This window comes from Prosthecomicrobium pneumaticum (genome assembly GCF_014199915.1).
Lineage (GTDB): Bacteria > Pseudomonadota > Alphaproteobacteria > Rhizobiales > Kaistiaceae > Prosthecomicrobium > Prosthecomicrobium pneumaticum.
Genome location: NZ_JACHOO010000001.1, coordinates 445,703 through 468,117 on the forward strand (window position 1 = coordinate 445,703; position 22,415 = coordinate 468,117).

16 protein-coding genes are annotated in these 22,415 nt (G+C 67.1%); 2 read left to right on the top strand and 14 right to left on the bottom strand.

Features of this window, described 5'->3' with window-relative positions; translation table 11 throughout:
* Positions 1 to 57 precede the first annotated feature (57 nt).
* Complete coding sequence (gene gyrA, locus GGQ63_RS02020; RefSeq protein WP_210308367.1) at positions 58 to 2,733, bottom strand: DNA gyrase subunit A; 2,676 nt, start codon at positions 2,731 to 2,733, stop codon at positions 58 to 60.
* Positions 2,734 to 3,028: 295 nt separating this feature from the next.
* Here gyrA and GGQ63_RS02025 point away from each other — a divergent pair, with 295 nt between their 5' ends.
* A complete protein-coding gene (locus GGQ63_RS02025) occupies positions 3,029 to 3,673 on the top strand; it encodes a MarC family protein (RefSeq protein ID WP_183851953.1) in 645 nt (214 codons plus the stop codon).
* A gap of 9 nt (positions 3,674 to 3,682) precedes the next feature.
* Positions 3,683 to 5,260 (top strand): CYTH and CHAD domain-containing protein, encoded by a 1,578-nt coding sequence (locus GGQ63_RS02030; protein ID WP_183851955.1) that lies wholly within the window; start codon positions 3,683 to 3,685, stop codon positions 5,258 to 5,260.
* 4 nt (positions 5,261 to 5,264) lie between these two features.
* Here the strand turns inward: GGQ63_RS02030 and GGQ63_RS02035 are convergent, their stop codons facing one another.
* The 13 genes from GGQ63_RS02035 to GGQ63_RS02095 all read right to left on the bottom strand — a co-directional run bounded on the left by GGQ63_RS02035 (position 5,265) and on the right by GGQ63_RS02095 (position 22,411).
* Complete coding sequence (locus tag GGQ63_RS02035) at positions 5,265 to 5,663, bottom strand: DUF2306 domain-containing protein (protein ID WP_183851957.1); 399 nt, start codon at positions 5,661 to 5,663, stop codon at positions 5,265 to 5,267.
* A 194-nt stretch (positions 5,664 to 5,857) separates the two neighbouring features.
* The gene (locus tag GGQ63_RS02040; RefSeq protein ID WP_183851959.1) at positions 5,858 to 6,211 is read right to left on the bottom strand and encodes a hypothetical protein; all 354 of its coding nucleotides are present in this window, start codon (positions 6,209 to 6,211) and stop codon (positions 5,858 to 5,860) included.
* A gap of 88 nt (positions 6,212 to 6,299) precedes the next feature.
* On the bottom strand, positions 6,300 to 6,521 hold the full coding sequence (locus GGQ63_RS02045) for a hypothetical protein (RefSeq protein WP_183851961.1): 222 nt from the start codon (positions 6,519 to 6,521) through the stop codon (positions 6,300 to 6,302).
* A 245-nt stretch (positions 6,522 to 6,766) separates the two neighbouring features.
* Complete coding sequence (locus GGQ63_RS02050) at positions 6,767 to 7,390, bottom strand: exopolysaccharide biosynthesis protein (protein WP_343061057.1); 624 nt, start codon at positions 7,388 to 7,390, stop codon at positions 6,767 to 6,769.
* 137 nt (positions 7,391 to 7,527) lie between these two features.
* Positions 7,528 to 8,088: a DUF2076 domain-containing protein gene (locus GGQ63_RS02055; RefSeq protein ID WP_183851966.1), complete on the bottom strand. Its 561-nt coding sequence runs from the start codon at positions 8,086 to 8,088 to the stop codon at positions 7,528 to 7,530.
* A gap of 23 nt (positions 8,089 to 8,111) precedes the next feature.
* Positions 8,112 to 8,837: a Bax inhibitor-1/YccA family protein gene (locus GGQ63_RS02060; protein WP_183851968.1), complete on the bottom strand. Its 726-nt coding sequence runs from the start codon at positions 8,835 to 8,837 to the stop codon at positions 8,112 to 8,114.
* Between the two features lie 36 nt (positions 8,838 to 8,873).
* Positions 8,874 to 9,647: an anti-sigma factor family protein gene (locus GGQ63_RS02065; RefSeq protein WP_183851970.1), complete on the bottom strand. Its 774-nt coding sequence runs from the start codon at positions 9,645 to 9,647 to the stop codon at positions 8,874 to 8,876.
* A complete protein-coding gene (locus GGQ63_RS02070; protein ID WP_183851972.1) occupies positions 9,631 to 10,191 on the bottom strand; it encodes a sigma-70 family RNA polymerase sigma factor in 561 nt (186 codons plus the stop codon). The genes GGQ63_RS02065 and GGQ63_RS02070 overlap by 17 nt, the downstream gene beginning before the upstream one ends.
* A gap of 287 nt (positions 10,192 to 10,478) precedes the next feature.
* Positions 10,479 to 12,473, bottom strand: coding sequence for a glycosyltransferase family 2 protein (locus tag GGQ63_RS02075; RefSeq protein WP_183851974.1), 1,995 nt, complete (start codon positions 12,471 to 12,473; stop codon positions 10,479 to 10,481).
* A 261-nt stretch (positions 12,474 to 12,734) separates the two neighbouring features.
* On the bottom strand, positions 12,735 to 13,289 hold the full coding sequence (locus GGQ63_RS21905) for an invasion associated locus B family protein (protein ID WP_183851976.1): 555 nt from the start codon (positions 13,287 to 13,289) through the stop codon (positions 12,735 to 12,737).
* 13 nt (positions 13,290 to 13,302) lie between these two features.
* Positions 13,303 to 20,301: a hypothetical protein gene (locus GGQ63_RS02085; RefSeq protein ID WP_183851978.1), complete on the bottom strand. Its 6,999-nt coding sequence runs from the start codon at positions 20,299 to 20,301 to the stop codon at positions 13,303 to 13,305.
* A gap of 387 nt (positions 20,302 to 20,688) precedes the next feature.
* Entirely contained in the window at positions 20,689 to 21,579 is an 891-nt protein-coding gene (locus GGQ63_RS02090) for a tetratricopeptide repeat protein (RefSeq protein WP_183851980.1), read from the bottom strand.
* 136 nt (positions 21,580 to 21,715) lie between these two features.
* Positions 21,716 to 22,411: a response regulator transcription factor gene (locus GGQ63_RS02095; protein ID WP_183851982.1), complete on the bottom strand. Its 696-nt coding sequence runs from the start codon at positions 22,409 to 22,411 to the stop codon at positions 21,716 to 21,718.
* Between the last annotated feature and the right edge of the window lie 4 nt (positions 22,412 to 22,415).

Genomic DNA, 22,415 nt, shown 5'->3' on the forward strand with positions numbered 1-22,415 from the left:
GGAAAAACTGACGCCGGCCTTTGGCCGGCGTCTTTTTGTTCGGCGGGAGATGGCGACCTACCCGGTCACCACACCGGCAAGACCCTCGCCCTGCTCCTCGGCCTCGCTCAGGCGATCGACCGACACGACCTTCTCGCCCTCCGCCGTATCGAAGACGATCACGCCCTGCGAGCCGCGGCCAACGATGCGGATCGGCTTGTCGCCGCCGACCGGCATGCGGATGGTCTGGCCGCCATTCGTCACCAGCATGATCTGGTCGCTGTCCTCGACCGGGAAGGAGGCGACGAGCGTGCCGTTCCGGGCATTGACCGCCATCGCGACGATGCCTTTGCCGCCGCGGCCGGTGACGCGGTACTCGTAGGACGAGGTCCGCTTGCCGTAGCCGTTCTCGGAGATGGTCAGCACGAACTGCTCGGACGCCCCCATTTCGGCATAGCGCTCGGACGAGAGCTCGCCGGCGACGGCGCCCTCCTCCGCCTCAGGCTCGGCCGCCTCGGTCTCGCCCTCGGTCTCGCCGCGCACGGCCCGGCTCATCTTGAGATAGGCAGCGCGTTCCTGCGCGTTCGCCTCGAAATGGCGCAGGATCGCCATCGAGATGATCCGGTCGCCCTCGGCGAGCGCGATGCCGCGCACACCCTGCGAATCGCGGCCCTTGAAGACGCGCACGTCGCCGACCTCGAAGCGGATGCACTGGCCGAGCGCCGTCGTCAGCAGCACGTCGTCGCGCTCGGAGCAGACCTGGACGTCGACGATGGCATCGCCCTCGTCGTCGAACTTCATCGCGATCTTGCCGTTGCGGTTGACCTGCACGAAATCGGACAGCTTGTTGCGCCTGACCGTGCCGCGCGTCGTCGCGAACATCACGTCGAGCGTGTCCCAGGCCGCCTCGTCCTCGGGCAGCGGCAGGATCGAGGTGATCCGCTCCCCCGCCTCGAGCGGCAGCAGGTTGACGAGCGCCTTGCCGCGCGCCTGCGGCGCCGCGAGCGGCAGCCGCCACACCTTCATCTTGTAGGCGATGCCGCGCGAGGAGAAGAACAGGATCGGCGTGTGGGTGTTGGCGACGAAGAGGCGGGTGACGAAATCCTCCTCGCGCGTCGTCATGCCGGAGCGGCCCTTGCCGCCGCGATGCTGCGCCCGGTAGGTGACGAGCGGTACGCGCTTCACATAGCCGGCATGCGACACGGTGACGACCATGTCCTCGCGCTGGATGAGGTCCTCGTCCTCGAAATCCGAGCCGCCGTCGAGGATCTCCGTGCGGCGCGGCGTCGCGAATTCCTCGCGCACCGCCTTCAGCTCGTCCTTGATGATCGACATCACGCGGACGCGGGAGCGGAGGATCTCGAGATAGTCCTCGATCTCCGACTTGATCGTCTTCAGCTCGTCGCCGATCTCGTCGCGGCCGAGCGCCGTCAGGCGCTGCAGGCGGAGATCGAGGATGGCGCGCGCCTGCGTGTCCGAGAGCCGGTAGGTGCCGTCCGCCGAGAGCGCGTGACGCGGGTCGGCGATCAGCGCGATCAGCGGCGCGACGTCCATCGCCGGCCAGTCGCGCGCCATCAACCGCTCGCGCGCCGTCGCCGGATCGGGGGCGGTGCGGATCAGCTGGATCACCTCGTCGATATTCGCCACCGCGATGGCGAGGCCGACGAGCACATGGGCGCGGTCGCGCGCCTTGTTGAGCAGGAACTTGGTCCGCCGTGTGACGACCTCCTCGCGGAAGCCGACAAAGGCCTGGATCAGATCCTTGAGGTTCATGACCTGCGGCCGGCCGCCCGACAGCGCCACCATGTTGACGCCGAACGAGGTCTGCAGCGGCGAGAAGCGGTAGAGCTGGTTGAGCACCACATCGGCGACCGCGTCGCGCTTCAGCTCGACGACGACGCGCATGCCCTGCCGGTCGCTCTCGTCGCGCAGATCGGAGATGCCCTCGACCCGCTTGTCGCGGACGAGTTCGGCGATCTTCTCGACCATCAGCGCCTTGTTCACCTGATACGGGATCTCGGTGATGACGAGCGCCTCGCGCTCCTTGCGCACGGTCTCGACCTCGACGCGGCCGCGCATGATGATCGAGCCGCGGCCGGTCTGATAGGCCTGGTGGATGCCGCTGCGACCGACGATCAGGCCGGCGGTCGGAAAATCCGGCCCGGGCACGATCTCGATCAGCTGGTCGATGCCGATCGCCGGATTGTCGATCAGCGCGATGCAGGCGTCGATGACCTCGCCGAGATTGTGCGTCGGGATGTTGGTCGCCATGCCGACCGCGATGCCGCCGGCGCCGTTGACGAGGAGGTTCGGGAAGCGCGCCGGCAGGACGACGGGCTCGCGCTCCGAGGCGTCGTAATTGTCCTGGAAATCGACCGTGTCCTTGTCGATGTCCTCGAGCAGCGAATGGGCGGGCTTGGCGAGCCTCACCTCGGTGTATCGCATGGCGGCCGGCATGTCGCCGTCGACCGAGCCGAAATTACCCTGGCCGTCGACCAGCATGACGCGCATCGAGAAGTCCTGCGCCATACGGACGAGGGCGAAATAGACCGACTGGTCGCCATGCGGATGATACTTACCGATGACATCGCCGACGACGCGGGCCGACTTGCGGTACGGCTTGTTCCAGTCGTAGCCGTTCTCGTTCATCGAGTGCAGGATACGGCGGTGCACGGGTTTCAGCCCGTCGCGCGCATCCGGCAGTGCACGCGAGACGATCACGCTCATGGCGTAATCGAGATAGGACCGGCGCATCTCGTCGGTGATCGACACCAGCTCGTATTCCGAGGGGCGTCCTTCGCCGGGCCCGCCTCCGAAAGGCGGTTCGTTCTCGTCGGCCAACTTCTTTTCCGGGAATCAGTTCTCGATGACGCCGACCTTAGGCGCCCGGTGTGGCAGCATCAAGGAAATGGCCGGATTCGAAGAACAATCAACAGCATTTGGATGAGTTTCCGCAGCGGATTCCGGTTCGGGACAGGATGGCTCTGGCGCCGGCGCCCGCCGCCTGCCAACATGCGGGCGGACGCATGGTCCTCTCGCGCGAAGCCCGATGGCGGATTACCTGCTCAATGCCCTCGTCACATTGCTCGTGACGATCGATCCGATCGGGCTCGCCCCGATTTTTCTGGCGCTGACCAGCGGCATGACGGCCGGACAGCGCCGCGACGTTGCCCTGCGCGCCGCGATCATCGCCGGGCTCGTCCTCTTCGTCTTCGCGATCGCCGGCGAGGGCGTGCTCACCCTGCTCGGCATCTCCATTCCCGCCTTCCGCATCGCCGGCGGCCTGCTCCTGTTCTGGATCGCCTTCGAGATGGTCTTCGAGCGCCGCGACGGCCGCAAGAAGAAGAGCGCGGAGAAGGCCCTCGCCGAGGATCAGGCCCTCGGCATCGAGGATGTCCGCCACATCGCCGTCTTTCCGCTCGCCATTCCGCTCATTTCCGGACCCGGCGCGATCTCGGCGACCATCCTGCTCGCGGCCTCGGCGCCCACTTTCGTCGAGCTGGTCCTGCTGCTCGTGATCATCGCCCTCTTGATTGCGACATGCGTTCTCGTCTTCCTCGGGGCCAATCGGCTCGACCGATTGCTGGGCGACACCGGGCGGACGGTTCTGACCCGCCTGCTCGGCGTGCTGCTCGCCGCCCTCTCGGTGCAGTTCGTCGCCGACGGCGTGCGGGCCTTCGTCGTTGCGAGTTGAGATGAGACCATGAACGACCTCGCCTTTCCCGGCCCGCGGACCGAACAGGGCATCGCGCCGCCCCCCATCGAGGTCGAGATCAAGCTGACCGGTTCGGCCGAAGCGATCGCCGGCGCGATCCGTTCCCCGGCAATCGCAAGCCGGGCGCGCAATCGCGGTGTCTTCCGCCGTCTCGAGGCGACCTATTTCGACGCGCCGGACCACAGGCTGCGCCGCGCCGGCCTCACCTATCGCATCCGCCGGTCCGGCGGCCGGCTGACCGCGACGGTGAAGCAGGAACTCGATATCCCGGAGGCGCTGGCCGGCCGGGCGGAGTGGGAGGCGTCGGTCGAGAGCGCGGCACCCGATCCCGCTCTTTTGCCGCAGGACGCCGCCGATGCCGTGCGCAAGGCGCTCGCCGGCGCGCCGCTGTTCGCTTCGGTCGCCACCCGCATCCGCCGCCACGCGATCCGGCTCGACGTCGACGGCGCCCTGCTCGAACTCGCACACGATGAAGGGCTCATCGCGGCGGAGGGGCGGTCCACGACGCTGCACGAGATCGAACTGGAACTGCTCGCCGGCGGCGCGGAGCATCTGATCGGCCTCGCCCGCGATCTGGTCGAGACGCACGGCCTGTGCGTCGGCCACATGAGCAAGGCCGAGCGGGGCTTCCTGCTGCTCGGTTCCGGGGTGCCGATCGTCAAGGCGGAGCGGCCGGCGCTCGATCCGGCGATGAAGCTCGACGACGCGATCGCCACCGTGCTCGGCGCGGCCGCCCGCCATGTCGCCGGCAATCTCAAGGCGGCCGAGGCGGGTCTGCAGGTGGAGGTGATCCACCAGACGCGGGTGTCGCTCCGCCGGCTGCGCTCGATCTGCGGCCTGATGCGGCGGATCGCGCCGGCCCCGGTGTTCCGGCGTCTGGCGGACGAGGGCAAGGCGCTCGCCGGTGCGCTCGGCCGGGCGCGCGACATCGACGTGTTCCTCGCCGAGAGCCTCGCCACCGCCGAGCCGAACGACGCCGCACGGATCGATTTTGCGGGGCTGAAGGCGGTGGCGGAGGCCGAGCGCCGCACCGCCTATGAGGGCGCGCGCGCCGCGCTCGACGGACCGAGCGCCAGCCGTCTCCATCTCGCTTTGCTCGACACGCTGGTGCGGCGCTCCTGGCGGGAGGATCTGCCCCCTGTCGAGGGCGCCCGGCTGAACGAAGCTGCGGCGGGCGCCGCGGCCGACCTGCTCGACCGCCTCGCGAAGCAGGTCCGCCGGCGGGGACGGCGGCTGAAGACGCTGCCGGCTCCGGAGCGGCACGAACTGCGGATCACGGTGAAGAAGCTCAACTATGCCGTCGACCTGCTCGCCAACCTCTTCGAGGGCTCGGGCAAGCTGCGCCGTTACCAGAACGCGCTCGCCGGGCTGCAGCAGGCGCTCGGCCGGGCAAACGACAGCGCGGTGCTGCCGCAGCTCCTCGATTCCCTGACCACGGGCGCCGCGCCGGACCTCGTCCGCGCCGCGGCCTATCTCGAAGGCTGGCGGGCGCGCGACGACCACGACACCGAGCAGGACATCCGCAAGGCCTGGCGGCGCTTCCGGTCGGTCGAGCCGTTCTGGTAGCGTCTCAGCCGCCGAAGACGACGGCGTGCATGATCCGGCCGGGCAGCAGGGTGAACCCGCCGGCAATGACGAGCCCGCCGACGAAGATGCCGATCATCGCATTGCGATGGCTGCGCACCGCGTGGCGGCGCGCGGCATAGACCGCGGCCGCAAGCCCAAAGAGCGTGCCGATCGACAGGAGATGGATGGGGCTCCATGGCCCCCACAGCCGGATCTCGTGCACGAAGAACGAAGACAGCGCCACGAACGCCATGATCGCCACCCAGAGCCAGCCGAGCAGCCGATGCGGCACCGTGCCCTTGGGAGCGACGATCTGGACGAGGCCGAGCGCGAAGGCGGCAAGCGCCGCGATGGCGTGCAGCACGACCGGGCCGGGCGAAGCGAACAGCGGCGCGAACGACATCACGGCCCCCCAATCTGGACGAGATCGACAATAACCGTTCACTGAACAGTTTGGAAGGGGTGGCGTTTCGGTCGGGATATCGCGGCCCCTCGTGGGCGCGCCGCGACACATCCGTAAGGGCCGCCCGGCAGGCGCGCCGCAACGCCAACGCTCACGCCCGGAGCGGCCGCACCGAGCGCCCCGGCGGCCTTCGTCTACTCGCCGTAACCGTGGTCGGCGCCGCCGATCGTCGCGCCGTCGGGCGCCATCTTGCGCCAGCCTTCGAGCGGCTTCAGCCTGCCCTCGGGCGTGTGGCGCCACGCCTCGTAGCGGGCGACCAATTCGCCGGCCGGCCCGATCTCTTCATACGTCCAGCTCTCCCGCTGTCCAACGGCGCCCGCCGCGGCGCGCTTGCCATGCGCGGTCTCGCGCAGCGTGTGGGCCTCCGGCACGCTGAAGCGCACCCTCACGACATCGAGCGTTCCCTGATCCGACATGCCAACCTCCCTCCGCGTCGTATCGAGGCCGAAACGACCGTCCTGCAGGCCGAGCAGGCGCTCAGGCCGCATAACGATCCTTCCTTAGTTCGGCCTTGGGCCGGCGATCGAACGCGCCCGTCTCCTCCCGGCGCGCGATGCGGCTCGACCCTCGGGCGTTCTACTCTGCGGCGATCGGAAGCTCGCTTCCGGAGCCGAAGGCCACCCAGTCGATCACAGGCATGATGGCACGATCGTAATGCTGACGATCCGTTGGGGACAGGGCCCCCGCGCCCCGCTCGATAACGGTCCGCAGAATACGGTCGGATTCTCCGTCCGGCCGCAGCGCCCCTTCCTCGATGAGTTGCTGCCGGATCTCTCCGAGAATGATTCGTCTCGACATAGCTGCCCCCAGCCCTGCCCCACGAGCCGATCACGGCGTCATGCCGAACCGCGCAAGCCCAAGGAGCCGCCGCCGGTTCAAGACCCGATCGACACCTTCAGCCTAGTCCGGACGTCGAATGTGATGCAACGCCGAAATTCATTCCAAATTGGAACTTTTCGCCCCGGCGTGCGTTTCGCGCCTCCGAATCGACTTATCGGAGTATGGCTCGGGCTTGCACGCCGGTCTTACGGACGGGCGGACGGTCAGTGGAAGGCGCTCGCGATCAGGAACAGCGCTGTCTTCAAGAGCGCCAAGAACACGCCCCAGACGAGGAGAACGGCCGCGATCGCCGCGACGAAGCCGGCGAGGATCCAGAACCCGTCGCGCTCCAGAATACCGAGCGAGAACAGCGAAACCGCCAGCGCCGGCAGCATGTTGCCGAGCGGGATCGGCAGGAACAGGATAACCGCCAGAAGGAAGCAGACGACGCCCACCAGCTGCTCGACGGGCGGACGGACGAGCACGCCGGCGCGGGGCCGCAAGAGGCGCTCCCCCTTCTGAAGCCAGGGCACTACCCGGCGCGTCAGCGCGGCGAAGTCGCGCCGCGCCATCGACCGCGCGGCGATCACGCGCGGCAGCCAGGGCGGAAGGCCGAGCGCGAGCTGGGCCGCCAGAAAAATGAGCGGTGCGCCGAGGATCGCCGAGGTGCCCGGCGGGGTCGGCAGGATGTTCGGAAAGGCGAAGATGAAGAGCAGCGCGCCGAGCGCCCGCTCCTGCGTCGCGACAAGAATGTCGCCGACCGAAATCCGCGCGCGGCTCTCATCCTCCGCGAGACCGATCAGGAGGTCGGAGAGACGGCGCCGCACCACGGCGGAGCTCGCCGGCACCAGGGCGGACGCCGTGGGGCGCGTGTCGTCAACCGGCATAAGAACCTTCGGATATGCTCGGACCGGCACGGCCATAGCTGCACGCGCCGACGGGGGCGAGCTGGCGCCCGCCCCCGTCCAGCGTCTGGGATCGCGGATCAGAGCTCTTCGTCGCCGCCGAAGAAGCCATCGAAGAAGCCGCCTTCCTCTTCGGCCGCGGGGGCGGCCTCGGGCTCGGCGGTCTCCGCGGCAGAGGGTTCTGCGGCGTTCGCCTCTCCTCCGGAGAACATGCCAGCGATCGCGTTGCCGAGCAACACACCGCCCGCGACACCCATCGCGGTCTGGGCAGCGCCGGCGAGGAAGCCGCCTCCGCCGCGTGCCGTCACGGGAGGTTCGTCGGCCGCCGCGCGCGGCGCCACCCTGGCGGACAGCGGCGCCGGCGCCGGCCGGCCGCCGCCGAACAGGCTCGAGAACAGCCCGCCCGCGGCGGGCCGCTCCGAGACCTGCCGCTCGAGGGCGGCGATCCGCTCTTCCGCGTCCCGCAGCGCGACGTCCTGCATGACGATGGTCTGCGCCATCAGATAGGGCGCGGCGGGCTGCCGCGCGACGCACTCGCCGATCAACGCCTCGGCATCGGCATCGCGCGGCGCCGACTGCCGCTCGACCGCCTCGAGCCGCGCGAACAACCCCTCGATCGCCTGCCGGTCCTGATTGTCCATGGTCGTCTCTCCTCCTCGCCCGATCATTCCTGGCGCTGGCCGGTCAGGCTGAGCAGCAGCTGGAAGATGTTGACGAAGTTGAGGTAGAGCGAAAAGGCGCCGAACACGGCGAGCTTCTGCTTCGATTCCGCGTCGAAATGGTCGGCATACTGCTCCTTGATCGACTGGGTGTCCCAGGCGGTCAGCCCGACGAAGACGAGAATGCCGATCACCGAGACGGCGAACTGCAGCGCGCTCGACTGCAGGAAGAGATTGACGAGGCTCGCGATCACGACGCCGATCAGGCCCATGATCAGGAACGAGCCGAACTGCGACAGATCGCGCTTGGTCGTGTAGCCGTAGAGGCTCATCGCGCCGAACATCGTGGCGGCGATGAAGAAGGTGCGGGCGATGCTCGTGCCCGTGAAGACGAGGAAGATCGACGCGAGCGACAGGCCCATCACGGCGCAGAAGGCCCAGAACATCGCCTGCGCCGAGGAGGCCGACATCCGCTCCATCCGGAACGAGAAGACGAGCACGAAGGCGAGCGGCGCCAGCATCACCACCCATTTGAGCGGGGTGGAGAAGATCGGCACATAGAGCGCGGGCGTCGTGCCGACGATATAGGCGACGATGCCCGTCAGCACGAGGCCGAGCCCCATATAATTGTAGACCCGCAGCATGTGGGCGCGCAGGCCTTCGTCGAAAGCGGCCCGATCGATCCGGCCCCTGCCGGTCTGCAGGCCGTAGCCGAAATTGGGCGTGTTCATGTCGATCGTCCCTTGGATGTTGGACAGGGTTGCACGTCAGTAGAAAGAAGGGGCGAGCCGGCCGGCCGCCGCCCTCAGAGCCTCGGGTTCGGCCGCGGCGACGAGCGCATAGGCGACCTCCCCCACTTGCCAGTAGGCCGCTGCGAGATCGCCCTCGCGCACCGCCGACGCCGAGACGACATCGAAGCCGCCCGGCCGAACGGCGAACAGGGAGACCGGGCCGAGCGCTTCGGTCCGGATCGCAACCTCCACGCTCGGTCCGAAGGCGGAGGGGAAGACCTGGACATCGGTCACCGACCACTCCTGCGGCAGGGCCGGCAGATCGATCGCCGTCGCGGCACGGAGCTCGGCCCGGTCGAAGCGCGGCACCTCCGGCTGGGAGGCCATTGCAGCGCGAACATGCGCCGTGCCGTGCGCCCGGACCGCATCGGCGACATAGGCCGGGGGTACAGCGGAGGCGACGACCGGGCTGACGCCGAAGGCCCCGAATTCGGCATGGGCGAGCCAGCCCGCCGCGATCAGTACGGCGACAGCGGCGATCCGGCGCAGCTGGCGGACCAGACGGTCGCGGCCGAGCCCGCGCTCCAGGCGCCGCGCCGCCTCGGTGGTCGCGACGCGAGCGGCCCGCGGCGCCTCGGCGAGCGCCAGACGCAGTTCGTCGCGCACCCGCAGATCCGCCATCACCCGCACCGCCTCGTCCGGACTGCGGCAGAGATGGGTCTCGACCTCGATCCGGCGTGCGACCGGCAGCTGATCCTCGACATAGGCCTGGAGATCGGCTTCCGTGATGGGGTCAAGCGGATGGTCCATCCGATCCTCCGACGATCCTGAGGTGGGGCTGGCCCTTCTCCCGCGGCCGGCCGGCCGGCACGCCGTCCTCGATCTGACGAAGCGCAGCACGGGCACGGGCGAGGCGCGACATCAGCGTGCCGATCGGGATGCCGAGCGCACCAGCAGCCTCGGCGAAGGTCAGCCCTTCGATGGCGACGAGGTGGAGCGCGGCCCGCTGCTCCTCGGGCAGGTCCATGAAGGCGCGGCGGACCTGGGCGAGACGGAGCTGTTGCTCCTGATGCGGCGCGGCCTCTCGCTCCTGCAACTCCGCGACCTGCTCGATCCGCGCCATCTCGGCCCGACGGGCCCGGCGACGATCGACGAAAACGTTGTGCAGGATCGAGAACAGCCAGGTGCGGACGCTGCCGCCTTCCCGGAAGCTCGAGCGCCTCTCATAGGCGCGCACCAGCGCGTCATGGACGAGGTCCTCGGCATCGGTCTCGTCGCGCGTCAACGACCGCGCATAACGACGCAGCGCCGTCATCTGGGCGAGAACATCGAAACGGGGACGATCCTTGGTCATGCCCCATATACGGAACGAGACGCCGGATTAATCCACACAGCCGAAAAAGAAGCCGGCAGCCGCCTGTCCCCGCGAACGCTCGCCGGGCACGCTCCGTCGAGACCGTTCGACTGCCGCCCACGCAGCTCCGGGACGGCGATGGGATGGGATGGCGTGCGCCCGGACCGGCGGAAGCGCCATCAGGCGGCCGTCCGCTCGCGGGGCAGCCTCGTCGAGATCGCGCGACCGCGGCGCCAACAGGCGCCGGGTCGGGATGGCGTGCCGGCCCCGGCCGCCGGAACCCGCGATCAGGCGACCGTCTGCTCGGGCATCTCCTGGCGCCCACGGCCCAGCCGGCGGCTCATCCACTCGGTCTTCATCTCGATCCAGGCGACCAGATCGGCAAAGCCCTCTCGCAGGCCGATGAACACGACGATGCCATAGACATAGAGCGCAACGTCGATCAGACGCAGCAAGGTCTCCGTATAGTGGCCCGACCAGATGCCATTCGCCACATAGCGCAGGGTCAGCGCGACCATCGCGATGTTGAAGAGGAAATAGATCGGCGGAATGTAGGTGCGGTTGGCGACCTTCGGCGTTCGCGAGAACGGCACGCGCCGGCCCGTCACCATCTGCCGCAAGGAGGCTGCGATACCGGCGAAGCTGACCGGCAGAAGCATCAGATTGAGCGCGCAGACCGAGAACAGGTCACGGGCGCGATAGCCGAGCCGGACCAGATCGAGCGCATAGAGGAGGAAGTAGGGCACGATGATCAGCGGGGTCCACAGCATGATCCCGTCGGTGCGTGTGTTGCGCATCATCAGGACCAGCAGGCAGGCATTGCCGATCAGTGGCGACAGCAGATAATTCGCGCGGATGACCAGTTCGGGCAGCCGCCGCAGACGCTCGCCCGAAGCGAGATATTCCCGCATCAGCCAGGGCGCTATGATCAGGCCGCCATTGCTCCAACGCTTCCGCTGGATGGCGAGCGCGCCGAAATCGGCCGGCGTCGCGCTATAGGCGAGCGGTGCGAAATGGTTGTGCACGGCCCAGCCCGCATCGAGCAGATCGATCGTCGATCCCGTGTCCTCGATGACGGTGTCGTCCTGGATGAAGACGTGGACGGGAACGCCGTCTTCCACCCGTTCGCGCCGAACGGAGCGCAGCGCGGTAAGGCGGATCAGAGCATTCGCGCCGACCCAATAGGAGGCATTGTAATAGGTCGTTCCCTGGTGGGCGAGGAACTGGATGTCGGTCGTCGCGCCTGCTGTCCGCTCGACCGGAGCGCCGGCAGCGGGGAAGGTCAGATAGGGCGTCTGGGCGACGGCCACCGTGTCGCGGCTTTCGAGAACGTGCACCAGCTCGAGCAGATACTCGTGCCGCACGACGCTGTCGGCGTCGAGCGTCAGGATGTATTTCGCCGAAGGGATGGCGAGATCGTGATTGTCGGCCGTCGCCCGCACCAGGGTCCGGCCGCGCTCGTCGTCGACGACACGATAATGGGCGCCGAGCAGGCCGATGAACGCATTGAGGTTCATCGCCTTGTTGGGGCGATGCGACAGATTGCGGAAAGTCTTCCGCTGAAACGTCTCGATCTGGCTGCAGAACAGCGTCGAAAGGCGCCGATACTCCGCCGAGACCTCTCCCGCCTCCAGCCGTGCAAAGGCGATCCCATCGGCATGGCGACGGTACCGATGCGCCAGATCGCGCAGGATCGAATCGACGAAGAAGGTATCGACGTGGCGGAATGCCTCCGTGATCTCCCGCTCCATGCGCTGCGCGGTCTGCTCGAGCCAGAAGGCGGCATCGGCATAAAGCCCGGCGATCCGCTTCGCCTCGCCCTGGAGATCATAGCGGCCGGTGGCCTCGCGGCGCCGCCAAGCGGCGGCTGCGGCAGCCAATGGCGCCATCGTCGCCTCGATATCGGCACGCACCGCCTCGACGGCCGCGAGGGATTCGGCGACCGAGGCCGCATCCCCCGGCGGATCGTCGATCAGCACGACGATGCGGCGGTTCGCATATTGCGTCAGGGCGGCGGACAGCACGGTCATCGCGAGAACGCGCTGCTCTTCGCGATAGCTCGGCACGAGCACGAGCACCGGAGGCGCGTCGCCCGACAGAAAGCGTGTCTTGACCGCCGGCGGCAGCGTTTCGCGTTTCGCTTGCCGTCTCGCGGTCCCGAAACGGCTCAGCTGATAGGCGAGACTGCAGGCAAATAGTCCGGCGATAACGAAGAAGTAGAATACGTCCCCTTCGCCGAGCGGTCTGCTGCCGAAGAACAGGATCAGCGCGAACCCGGTCATCAAGGCGAGCGAGGCGCAGATCAACAAGAAGATGAAGACGAACTCGTACCTCTGATAGCCGGACCCGTTGAGCCACCGACCGAGCGCGGAGAGGGTCGGCGGGTGCCAGGCAGCCGGGCTCCCGCTATCCTCTGCTCGCTCGACGTCCGGCGAAAGGCGCGCTCGCTCAGTCCGCGAGGGCCGGAATGTCCGACCCTCGATCGGAAACTGGTCGCTGGTGATCGCCATCGATACGCTGCCCCCGCTGCCGAACGCCTCGCACTACTTCACTTTGGCGAAAGCCGCCGCGAAGCCGGCAAGAGAGAGCGGCAGTTTTACAGGCTGTTTGTCGAGGTTCTGAACGACGAGCGTGAGCGTCGTGCCCCTCGACAGGGCCGACAGCACTTCCGACTTTATGGCAGCCCCGGCATAACAGCCGCTGGCATCGCAGGTCTGAAGCGGCAGTGTCTCGACCGTGCTGCCGTCGACGTCGAGGGCGATGCCACCCTCGAGCGACAGGCCGAGAGGAGCCTGGATCATGGCGACCGGCTCCCGCGTTTCCGACGGCACCCGGATCGACACCATGCCGACGAGTTGACCCGTCTTCGCGACGACGATGCGCTGCTCCATCCGGCAGCTCAGCGGGCCGCTGCGTGCATCGGCACGGCATTCGGTCGACCAGGCCGGCCCCGCCTGCGCCTGATCGCCGGCACGCGGGGCATCCTGCGACAGGGCGGGCGTCGCGACGACGAGGAGAACCGCCAGAGCGAGCCGGCGCGAGCCGATACGATCGAGAGACGGGACCGCCGCGATCATGTGATCGAAGTATTTCTTCACGGTATCCCCCGGATCAGAACGGGACGGCAAACTTGGCGCCCGCCGTATGCTGCTCGATGGTCTTGCCGAAGCTGCCCTCGTAGTAGAAGCGCAGCGCGCTCGAGCTGGTGGTCAGGATGTCGAGGCCGGCATTGACCCGCCCGAGCACATCGTCGCCGTAGGAAGTGATGGCGAAGGTGCCGAGGCTCGGATCGACCGCGGCAAAGCGGGCCTGGATGTCGATGTCCGAGCCGCCGATGAAGGAGACACCCGCATCGACATAGGGCCGGAAGATCACGCCGTCGGCCGCCTTCCACTCGCCGCCGAACTCGACCCCCGGCGTCACGGTGACGACCCAATGGTTGGTGTCTTCATAGGAGAGCGCCGCGATGCCGCCCTTCTCCGTGTAGCCGCCGAAGCCGATCCAGGTCAGATCCACGTCGGCCATCGGCCGCACGTAAAGGCCGTCCTTGGCGAAGGTGTAGGCCGTGCGGACCCGGCCCGACGCCAGCGCGATGCCGTTGTCGCCGGACAGTTCGTCCGTGAACCCGCCGATCGCCACCTTGCGCCGGTTGTCATACCAGCCATAGCCGCCGGTCAGAGAGGTGGCGATGGTCAGAGCCTCGTGATCGTATTTGAGCACGACGCCCGCTTCCGCCTGGTCGCTGTCGGTGCTGGTGCCGTAGTCACCGTTCGACGACGTGTTGGTATAACCCACCGCCAGGCCGAGCCGCCAATCGTCGGAGATCGCCCGCTGCACGCCGCCGGACACCTTGAACGCCGTCTGGTCGTAGCCGGAGTTCTGGCTCGTCGCCTGCCGATCGGTGAAGGTCATCTGCATGCTCGACCACGAGCATTCGCCTTCCGCATTGAAGGCATAGACGCCATCACGAACGCGGCAGCTCAGCAGACGATTGGCGAAGTTGAGGTTCGACGTCACCGCCGTGCTCGCCGTCTGGGAGGAGAGGTCGGGGGCAAGCTGCTTGAGCGCGTCGACATACTCCGGCACGTCGGTGATATCGAGCAGCGCGTAGAGGATCGGGTCGAGCGTCCGGTCATCGGAAGCGAGGAGCGTGTTGAACATCTCGCCGACCTCGCTCCACGGCTCCGACTGGCCGCCCGTGAAGTTGAAGCCGTTAAGCGTCAGCACGACGTCCTTGCCGTCGACATAGTCGATCGTGCCGTTGAGGGCCACATTGGCGAGGTCGAGGCTGGTGACGCCGAGACCCGCCGAAGTGATCAGCGTGTAGGTCGACGGAACCACGCCGTGGATGTCGAGGAATTTCAGCGCGATCGTCCCGTCGACATCGGCATCGCCGCTGACCGTCAGCTTGTCCGCGAGCCCGGTGGCGACATTGATGTCCACGAGCATCTCGCCGCCCGCCGTCTGCTCGAAATCGCCGTCGAGATGCGTCGTGAAGATCGTGCCGACCGCGCCGACCGAAAGCATGCCGGCGTTCTGGAGCTTGCCGGACCCGTCATAGAAGGAGATGTCCGAGCCGGCGTTCAGCGTGCCGTCCGCGGTGTTGAAGATCTCGCTATAGGCCGAGAACAGGTCGATATTGCCGCTGATCGTGCCGTTATTGGTAATCGTGGTCTCGGAACCGACCGTCGGCACGGAACCGAGGCCTGAATTGACGGTCTGGATGGCGTAGCCCGTGCCGCCGTCGATCGTGCCCGCGTTCGTGATCGTCGCACCGTCGCCGGTCGCGATCCGAATGGCGGCTGCGTTCGTGTTGCTCTTCACCGTTCCGCCGTCGACCGTCACGTCGGCGCCGGTATCGACCGCCTTGACCTCGATACCATAGGTCTCGCCGGTGATGTCGCCGTCGGTCGTCACCGACACAGGCGTATCGTTGCCTTCGGCATAGACCGCCGCGTTCGCCGTCGCCGTCACGTCGCCGGTCACATCGACCGTCACCGCGCCGCCGTCACCGCTCTTCGCAAAGATGCCGTAGGAGCCGGAGGTGATGTCGCCCGTCACGGTGACGTCGACGTCGCCCTTGCTGCTCGTGGCATAGATGCCGCGCCCTTCGGCGTCGATGTCCTTGGCAGTGACCGAAACCGTCGCGGATGCGTCATCGCCCGTGGTCGTGGCGTAGATGCCGTCCTTCTCGGCCGTCACCTTGCCGTCCGACGTCACGGACACCGCGCCGGCGACCGAGGTCGCGTAGATGCCTTCCTCGCCGTTCGACGTGACGTCGTGTGCCTCGACCGTCACCGTCGCATCGGTGTTCGATGCGTGGGTGGCGGCCGCGTATATGCCTTCCTCTTCGGCCACGATCGAGCCCGTCGAGGTCACCGTCACGCCGCGATAGGAGGCCGTCGCGTAGACACCACGCTCGCCGGCCTCAATGTCCTTGGCAGTGACCGAAACCGTCGCCGAGGCGTCGTCGCCCGTAGTGGTGGCGAAGATGCCGTCCTTCTCGGCCGTCACCTTGCCGTCCGACGTCACGGACACCGCGCCGGCGACCGAGGTCGCGTAGATGCCCCGGTCGCCGTTCGACGTGACGTCGTGCGCCTCGACCGTCACCGTCGCGTCGGTGTTCGTCGCGTGGGTGGCAATGGCGAAGATGCCTTCTTCTTCGGCCACGATCGAGCCCGTCGAGGTCACCGTCACGCCGCGGTAGGACGCCGTCGCATAGACACCGCGTCCGCCGGCCTCGATGTCCTTGGCAGTGACCGAAACCGTCGCCGAGGCGTCGTCGCCCGTGGTGGTGGCGAAGATACCGTCCTTCTCGGCCGTCACCTTGCCGTCCGACGTCACGGAAACCGCCCCGGCGACCGAGGTCGCGTAGATGCCTTCCTCGCTGTTCGAGGTGACGTCGTGCGCCTCGACCGTCACCGTCGCATCGGTGTTCGTCGCGTGGGTGGCAATGGCGAAGATGCCTTCCTCTTCGGCCACGATCGAGCCCGTCGAGGTCACCGTCACGCCGCGGTAGGACGCCGTCGCATAGATGCCCCGTCCGCCAGACTCGATGTCCTTGGCAGTCACCGAAACCGTCGCAGAGGCATCGCTGCCGGTCGACACGGCGTAGATACCGGTCTTGGCCGCTGTCGTCGTGACCTTGCCATCGGAAGAGACCGAAACAGCTCCGTTCGCCGAGCTGGCGAAGATCGCCTCTTTCGTGTTCGAGGTGACGTCGTGCGCCTCGATCGTCACGGTCGCATCGGAACCTGCACCGGCCGCGACAGCGTAAATGCCCTCGAGCTCCGCAACGACCGCGCCGTCCGACGTGACGGTGATCGAATGGTTCACCGAGTTCGCATAGATGCCGCGGTCGAGCTTCGATTCCACATCGTGCGCGTTGACCGTCACCGTCGCCGAAGCATCCGTGCCCTTGGCGACCGCGTAGATGCCTTCCTTCGAGTCCGACGAAACCTTGCCGTCGGATCCGACCGTCACCTTGCCGTTCTCCGAGACGGCATAGATGCCTTCCTCGTCTTCCGACGAGACGTCGTGCGCCTCGATATCGACCGTCGCATCCGTGCCGGCACCCTGCGCCCAGGCATAGATGCCTTCGAGCTTGGCCGTGATCGCGCCATCCGACGTCACCGTGATCGAATGGTTCACCGAATTCGCGTAGATGCCACGGTCGTTCATGGCCTCGACGTCGTGCGCGTTGACGGTCACCGTCGCCGATGCGTCCGTGCCCTTGGCGACCGCGTAGATACCTTCCTTCGTGTCCGACGAGACCTTGCCATCGGAGCCGACCGTCACCGCACCATTGTCCGAGGTCGCATAGATCGCCACCTCGTCCTCTGACGACACGTCGTGCGCCTCGATATCGACCGTCGCGTCCGTGCCCGCACCGTGCGCGACGGCATAGATGCCTTCGAGCTTGGCCGTGATCGCGCCGTCCGACGTCACGGTTATCGAATGGTTCACCGAGTTCGCGTAGATGCCACGGTCGACCTTCGATTCCACATCGTGCGCGTTGACCGTCACCGTTGCGGAGTCGTCGGTGCCCTTGGCGACCGCGTAGATGGCCTCCTTCGAGTCCGACGAGACCTTGCCGTCGGACTTGACGGTCACCTGGCCGTTCTCCGAGACGGCGTAGATACCCTCTTCGTCCTCCGACGACACGTCGTGCGCCTCGACCGTCACCGTGGCGTCGGTCCCCGCCCCCTTCGCCCAGGCGTAGATGCCTTCGAGCTTGGCAACGACGGCGCCGTCCGACGTCACGGTGATCGAATGGTTCACCGAGTTCGCGTAGATGCCCTTATCGACCTTCGACTCCACATCGTGCGCGTTGACCGTCACCGTTGCGGAGTCGTCGGTGCCCTTGGCGACCGCGTAGATGGCCTCCTTCGAGTCCGACGAAACCTTGCCGTCGGACTTGACGGTCACCTTGCCGTTTTCCGAGACGGCGTAGATGCCCTCTTCGTCCACCGACGAAACGTCGTGCGCGTCGATGTAGACCGTCGCATCCGTGCCGGCTCCCTTCGCCGAGGCATAGATGCCTTCCTTCTTGGCAACGACGGCGCCGTCCGACGTCACACTGATCGCGTGGTTGGCCGAGTCGGCATAGATGCCGCGGTTATCCTTCGACGTGACGTCGTGCGCATCGACCGTGACCGTCGCCTCGGATCCTGCCCCGTTCGCGACCGCGTAGATGCCTTCCTTGCCGGCCTCGACGGCGCCCGTCGAGGTGACGGACACCGCGCCGTTCTCGGAGACCGCATAGATGCCGCGCTCGTCCCAGCCGGTGACGTTGTTGGCCGAGACCGTCACGCTCGCGATCGTGCCGTCGACGCCCGGCGCGTAGGCATAGATGCCCCAGGTCTTGCCGATGACAGTGCCCGTCGAGGTGACCGAAACGGCGCCCTGCGGCGCCGTCGCGTAGATGCCGCGACCGTCCCAGCTGGTCACGTCGTCGGCGCTGACGGTGACGCCGTTGTCGCTATCGACGCTGTCGGTGACCGCATAGATACCGTCCTTCTTGCCGACCACCGCGCCGGTCGCCGTGACGGAAACCGCGCCCTGCGGCGCAGTCGCATAGATGCCGTAGCCGTCCCAGCCGGTAACGGCACCGGCCGACACAGTCACCCCGGCGGAGGAGTCGATCGAGTCGGTGACGGCGTAAATGCCGTCCGTCTGACCGACCACATTCCCGGCGGTCACCGAGACGGCGCCGTTCTCCGAAGTGGCGTAGATACCGCCCGCGTCCCAGCCGGTGACGTTGCCGGCGGTGACCGTGACGCTATCCTCGAGCTCGTCGCCATCCGTCACGGCATAGATGCCGTAGTTCTGGCCGGACACGTTCTTGACGTCGACCGTGACAGCGGCCTCAGGCGCCACGGCATAGATACCGTCGCCGTCCTCGCCGAGTTCATGCGTCGCGGTGATGTTGCCCGTCGCGCTGACCGATACGGCGCCGTTCTTCGATGTCGCGTAGACACCGTAGCCGTTCGAAGCTTGGATCGAACCAGCCGAGACGGTGACGCTCGCCGACTCATCGTCGCCGTTCGCGACGGCGTAGATACCATCCGTGCCGCCGGTGACCTTGCCGGTGGAGGTGACCGAGACCGCACCCTGCGGCGAAACCGCATAGATGCCGCGGCCGTCCCAGCCGGTCGCATTGTTGACGCTGACCGTGACGCCCGCCGAACTGTCGGTGCCGTAGGTGACGGCGTGAACGCCCTCGGTCTTGCCCTCGATCGTGCCGGTCGAGGTGACCGTGACCGCGCCGTTCTCCGACTTCGCGAAGACGCCCTCGGCGTCGGCCGAGATCGCGCTGCCGACATTGACGGTCACGCCGTCGTCGACCGACGGGCCGGAGGAAACGGCGAAGACACCTTCGGTCTTCGAGTTGATCGTGCCGTTGACGGTCACAGAGACCGGGCCGTCCGCCGCCGTCGCATAGATGCCGCGGCCGTCATTGGTCTGGATGTTGCCCGTGTGGTTGACGGTGACATCGGCGTCGGCCGCCGTCGCGAAGGCGCGGATACCGTCCGTCTCGGCGCCGATATTCCCCGTCGTCGTGACCGAGATCGAGCCGCCCTTCGAGGTGGCGTAGACGCCGTAGGCCTTGGCGGAATCGTCGCCGGTCTCCGCATAGGCCTGGATGTCGCCCTTGTAGTCGACCGTCACGAGGGCGTCGGACGTCGTTCCGTTGCTCACCGCCCGGATGCCGTCCGAACGCGACACGATCGATGCGTTGGTCGCGGTGCCCGAGGTGACCGTGACCGCGCCGTTCGCGGCCGAGGCGTCGATGCCGCGGCCCTCCCAGGAGAGCAGCGTGTTGCCATTGGTGACCGTCACCGTATCCGCGGTGGTGTCGCCATCACTGACCGCGGAGATGGCGTCGTGCTTCGCCTGGATCGAGCCGCCGGAGGTTGTGACGCTCACCGGGCCGTCATCGGCCGAGACGTCGATGCCGCCGGCGACCGCCGAGGTGATCGAGCCGGTGTGGGTCACCGTCGCCGAGGCGCCCGAGCCATCGGTCGAGACCTTGATGCCCTCGAACTTCGAGGTGATCGTGCCGCTCGTCGTCACGGAAACGTCGTCGCCGCCCTCCACATCGACGCCGATGCCGGAGGCGGTGTTGAGATTGCCGGTGTGCTGCAGCGTCACGGCGCCGCCGGCATAAGCCTGGATCGCGCCCTTGGCGGAATTGATGAAGCCAGAGCTCGTCGAGACGATATCGCCGCCCGACGACTCGATGATGCCGTAGCCGGCCGAGGTCTCGATGTTTCCGGTATGATTGACCGAAACCGTCGCGTTGCCGGTCGTGGTGACCACGATGCCATCGGCATCGCTCGCCCAGACATTGATCTTGTAGCTGCCGGTATTGCTGACCAACGTCGCGGCGCCCGTCGTGGTGAACGAGATGCCGTCGATATGGCCGTAGCGGCCGATATCATTGGTGAGGCTGCCGACATTGAGCGCCGTGACGCCGGCCCCGGCGACGACACCGTTCTCGAGGAAGCCCGAGCAATTCTGCGTCGTCCCGGTGACCGAGCAGTCCGCCCTCGCCTCGCCCGGTATCAACCCGGCGAGCATCAGCGCTGCGAGCGATGTGCCGCTCAACAACACGCCACGGCTGAGACGCGAACGTTCACTCAACTTAACCGTCGGAGACACCCGGTCCCCGGCGCTGCGATACAGCATGACTTCCCCCGCCCGCATCCCACCAGGCACATTAAGGACTATCACAATCCTCCTCACAGGCAATGCGATCGCAAACGGCAAGGCTGCGGCGCCGGCGCCGTCGTCGGCAGAACCCAACATTTCTGCGGGTGCCGTGACGTAACAGGGAATCTGGCGCGGAAAGTGTTGCGCCCTCGCCACAGGGTGACGAGGGCGCATGGCCGACCGAGCGGAAGGACGAGCCCGCCGGATGTCGAGAATCACGCTTCGCGATCCGCCCCTGCACCCGGTCGGAAGGCTCCCCGGCGTTGTCGAGGAGCGGCCGTGTCATTGAGTCGTCTGGGCGGTCTTCTTCCCGTCGCCCGAAAGCGCGGCAACCCGCTCGGCGATCCAGGCCGGCGCATCGGGCTTGGCCGCGACAAGTTCATAGAGCCGCAGGGCTTCCGCACGGTCCCGCTTCACGCCCGCCCCCTTTTCGAGACGCTGCGCGAGCGCCGTCTGGGCAGGCGTGATGTTCTGGTCGACGGCGATCCGGTAGTATTTGATCGCCGTCGCAACGTTGAGCCGCACACCCTTGCCGGCCACATACATCTCGGCGAGCTTGAACGAGGCCCAGCCGTTCTGCTGGTCGGCGGCGAGGCCGTAGAGGCGTGCCGCCTCCTTGAAGCTCTGAGTTACACCGCGGCCGTCGTAATACAGCCCTCCGAGCTGGTACTGGGCCCAGCCATTGCCGGCGTCCGCCGCCTTCTGATAGTAACCAACCGCCTTGTCGAGATCGGCGGGAACGCCGAGCCCTTCCTCGTAGATCTGGCCGAGATTGTAGATCGCCCACGGGTTGTTCTTCTCGGCCGCCTTCTGGAACAATTCGAGCGCCTTGGCGTAGCTTTGCTCGACGCCCTGGCCGTTCTTGTAGAGCGTGCCGAGGCCGTTCTGAGCCCAGTCATTGCCGCCATCGGCCGCCTTGCCGTACCAGTAGGCGGCCTTCTTGTAGTCCCGCTCGACCCCGAGGCCATCCTCGTAGAGCCTGGCGAGGCTGATCTGGCTCCACGCGTTGTCGTGCCGGGCACCCTCGCGGAACCAGTTCGCGGCATTCGCATAGTCGCCCCGTTTCAGGAATTTCTCGCCCGCCCCGTGCCAATCGACATACTGGGCGAAAGCACCGGTGGCGGACAGGGCGAGCGCAGCAATGGAGAGGGCAAATCGCGCAGGCAGCTTCATCGTCGTGTTCCGCTGTAGCCGTATCGCCGACGGCGTTGATCGGGCCGCCGCCGCCTCCCGGCCGCGACGTTGGCCAGACCATATCGGGTCGCAGGTCGAGGTCAACGCCCGTCTGTGCGAGCGGACGGCTCGGCCGCTAAGGCCGATCGAAAAGGTCCGTGCCCGGACCGAACGGCCCGAGCACCGGATCCGCCCTGAGGCTGCAGCAATGGAGCGGCGACGAGCCGACTTTCGGACAGGTCGCCACCATGCGGAAGAGATCCACAGGAGAGGACGCGCCCATCTTGTGCAGCACGTTGATGCGATGGCCCTCGACGGCCTTGACGCTGAGCTTCAGCTCGCGCGCCGCAACCTTGTTCGGCAATCCCCGCAGCACGCAGTCGAGAATCGCCTTCTCCCTCTCGGTCAGGGTGTCGAGCTTCATACGGGTCTCGCGGCAGATCATCTCGCCGGCATAGCTGTCGGCATCGGCCCGGATCCATCGCTGCACGAGTTGCAGCAACAAGGTGTCGTTGACGGGCTTCTCGAGCATGTCGCAGGCGCCGGCGTGGAGCGCCCGCACGGCGGTCGCGACATCCGCGTGGCCGCTCACGAACAGCACCGGCATTGTCCACCCGGACCGGCGCATTTGTCGCAGCACGTCGAGCCCGCTGATGCCGGGCAGCCGCATGTCGAGAACCGCGCAGGCCGGCCGGCTGATCCGCCGCTGCTCGAGAAAGGTCTGCGGGTGTGAGAAAAGCTCGGTTCTCAGGTTGACCGAGGCGAACAGGGCGGCAAGCGAGGCGCTGTAGCCGGCATCGTCATCGACGATGTAGACCGTCGGTTCGTGCATTCAC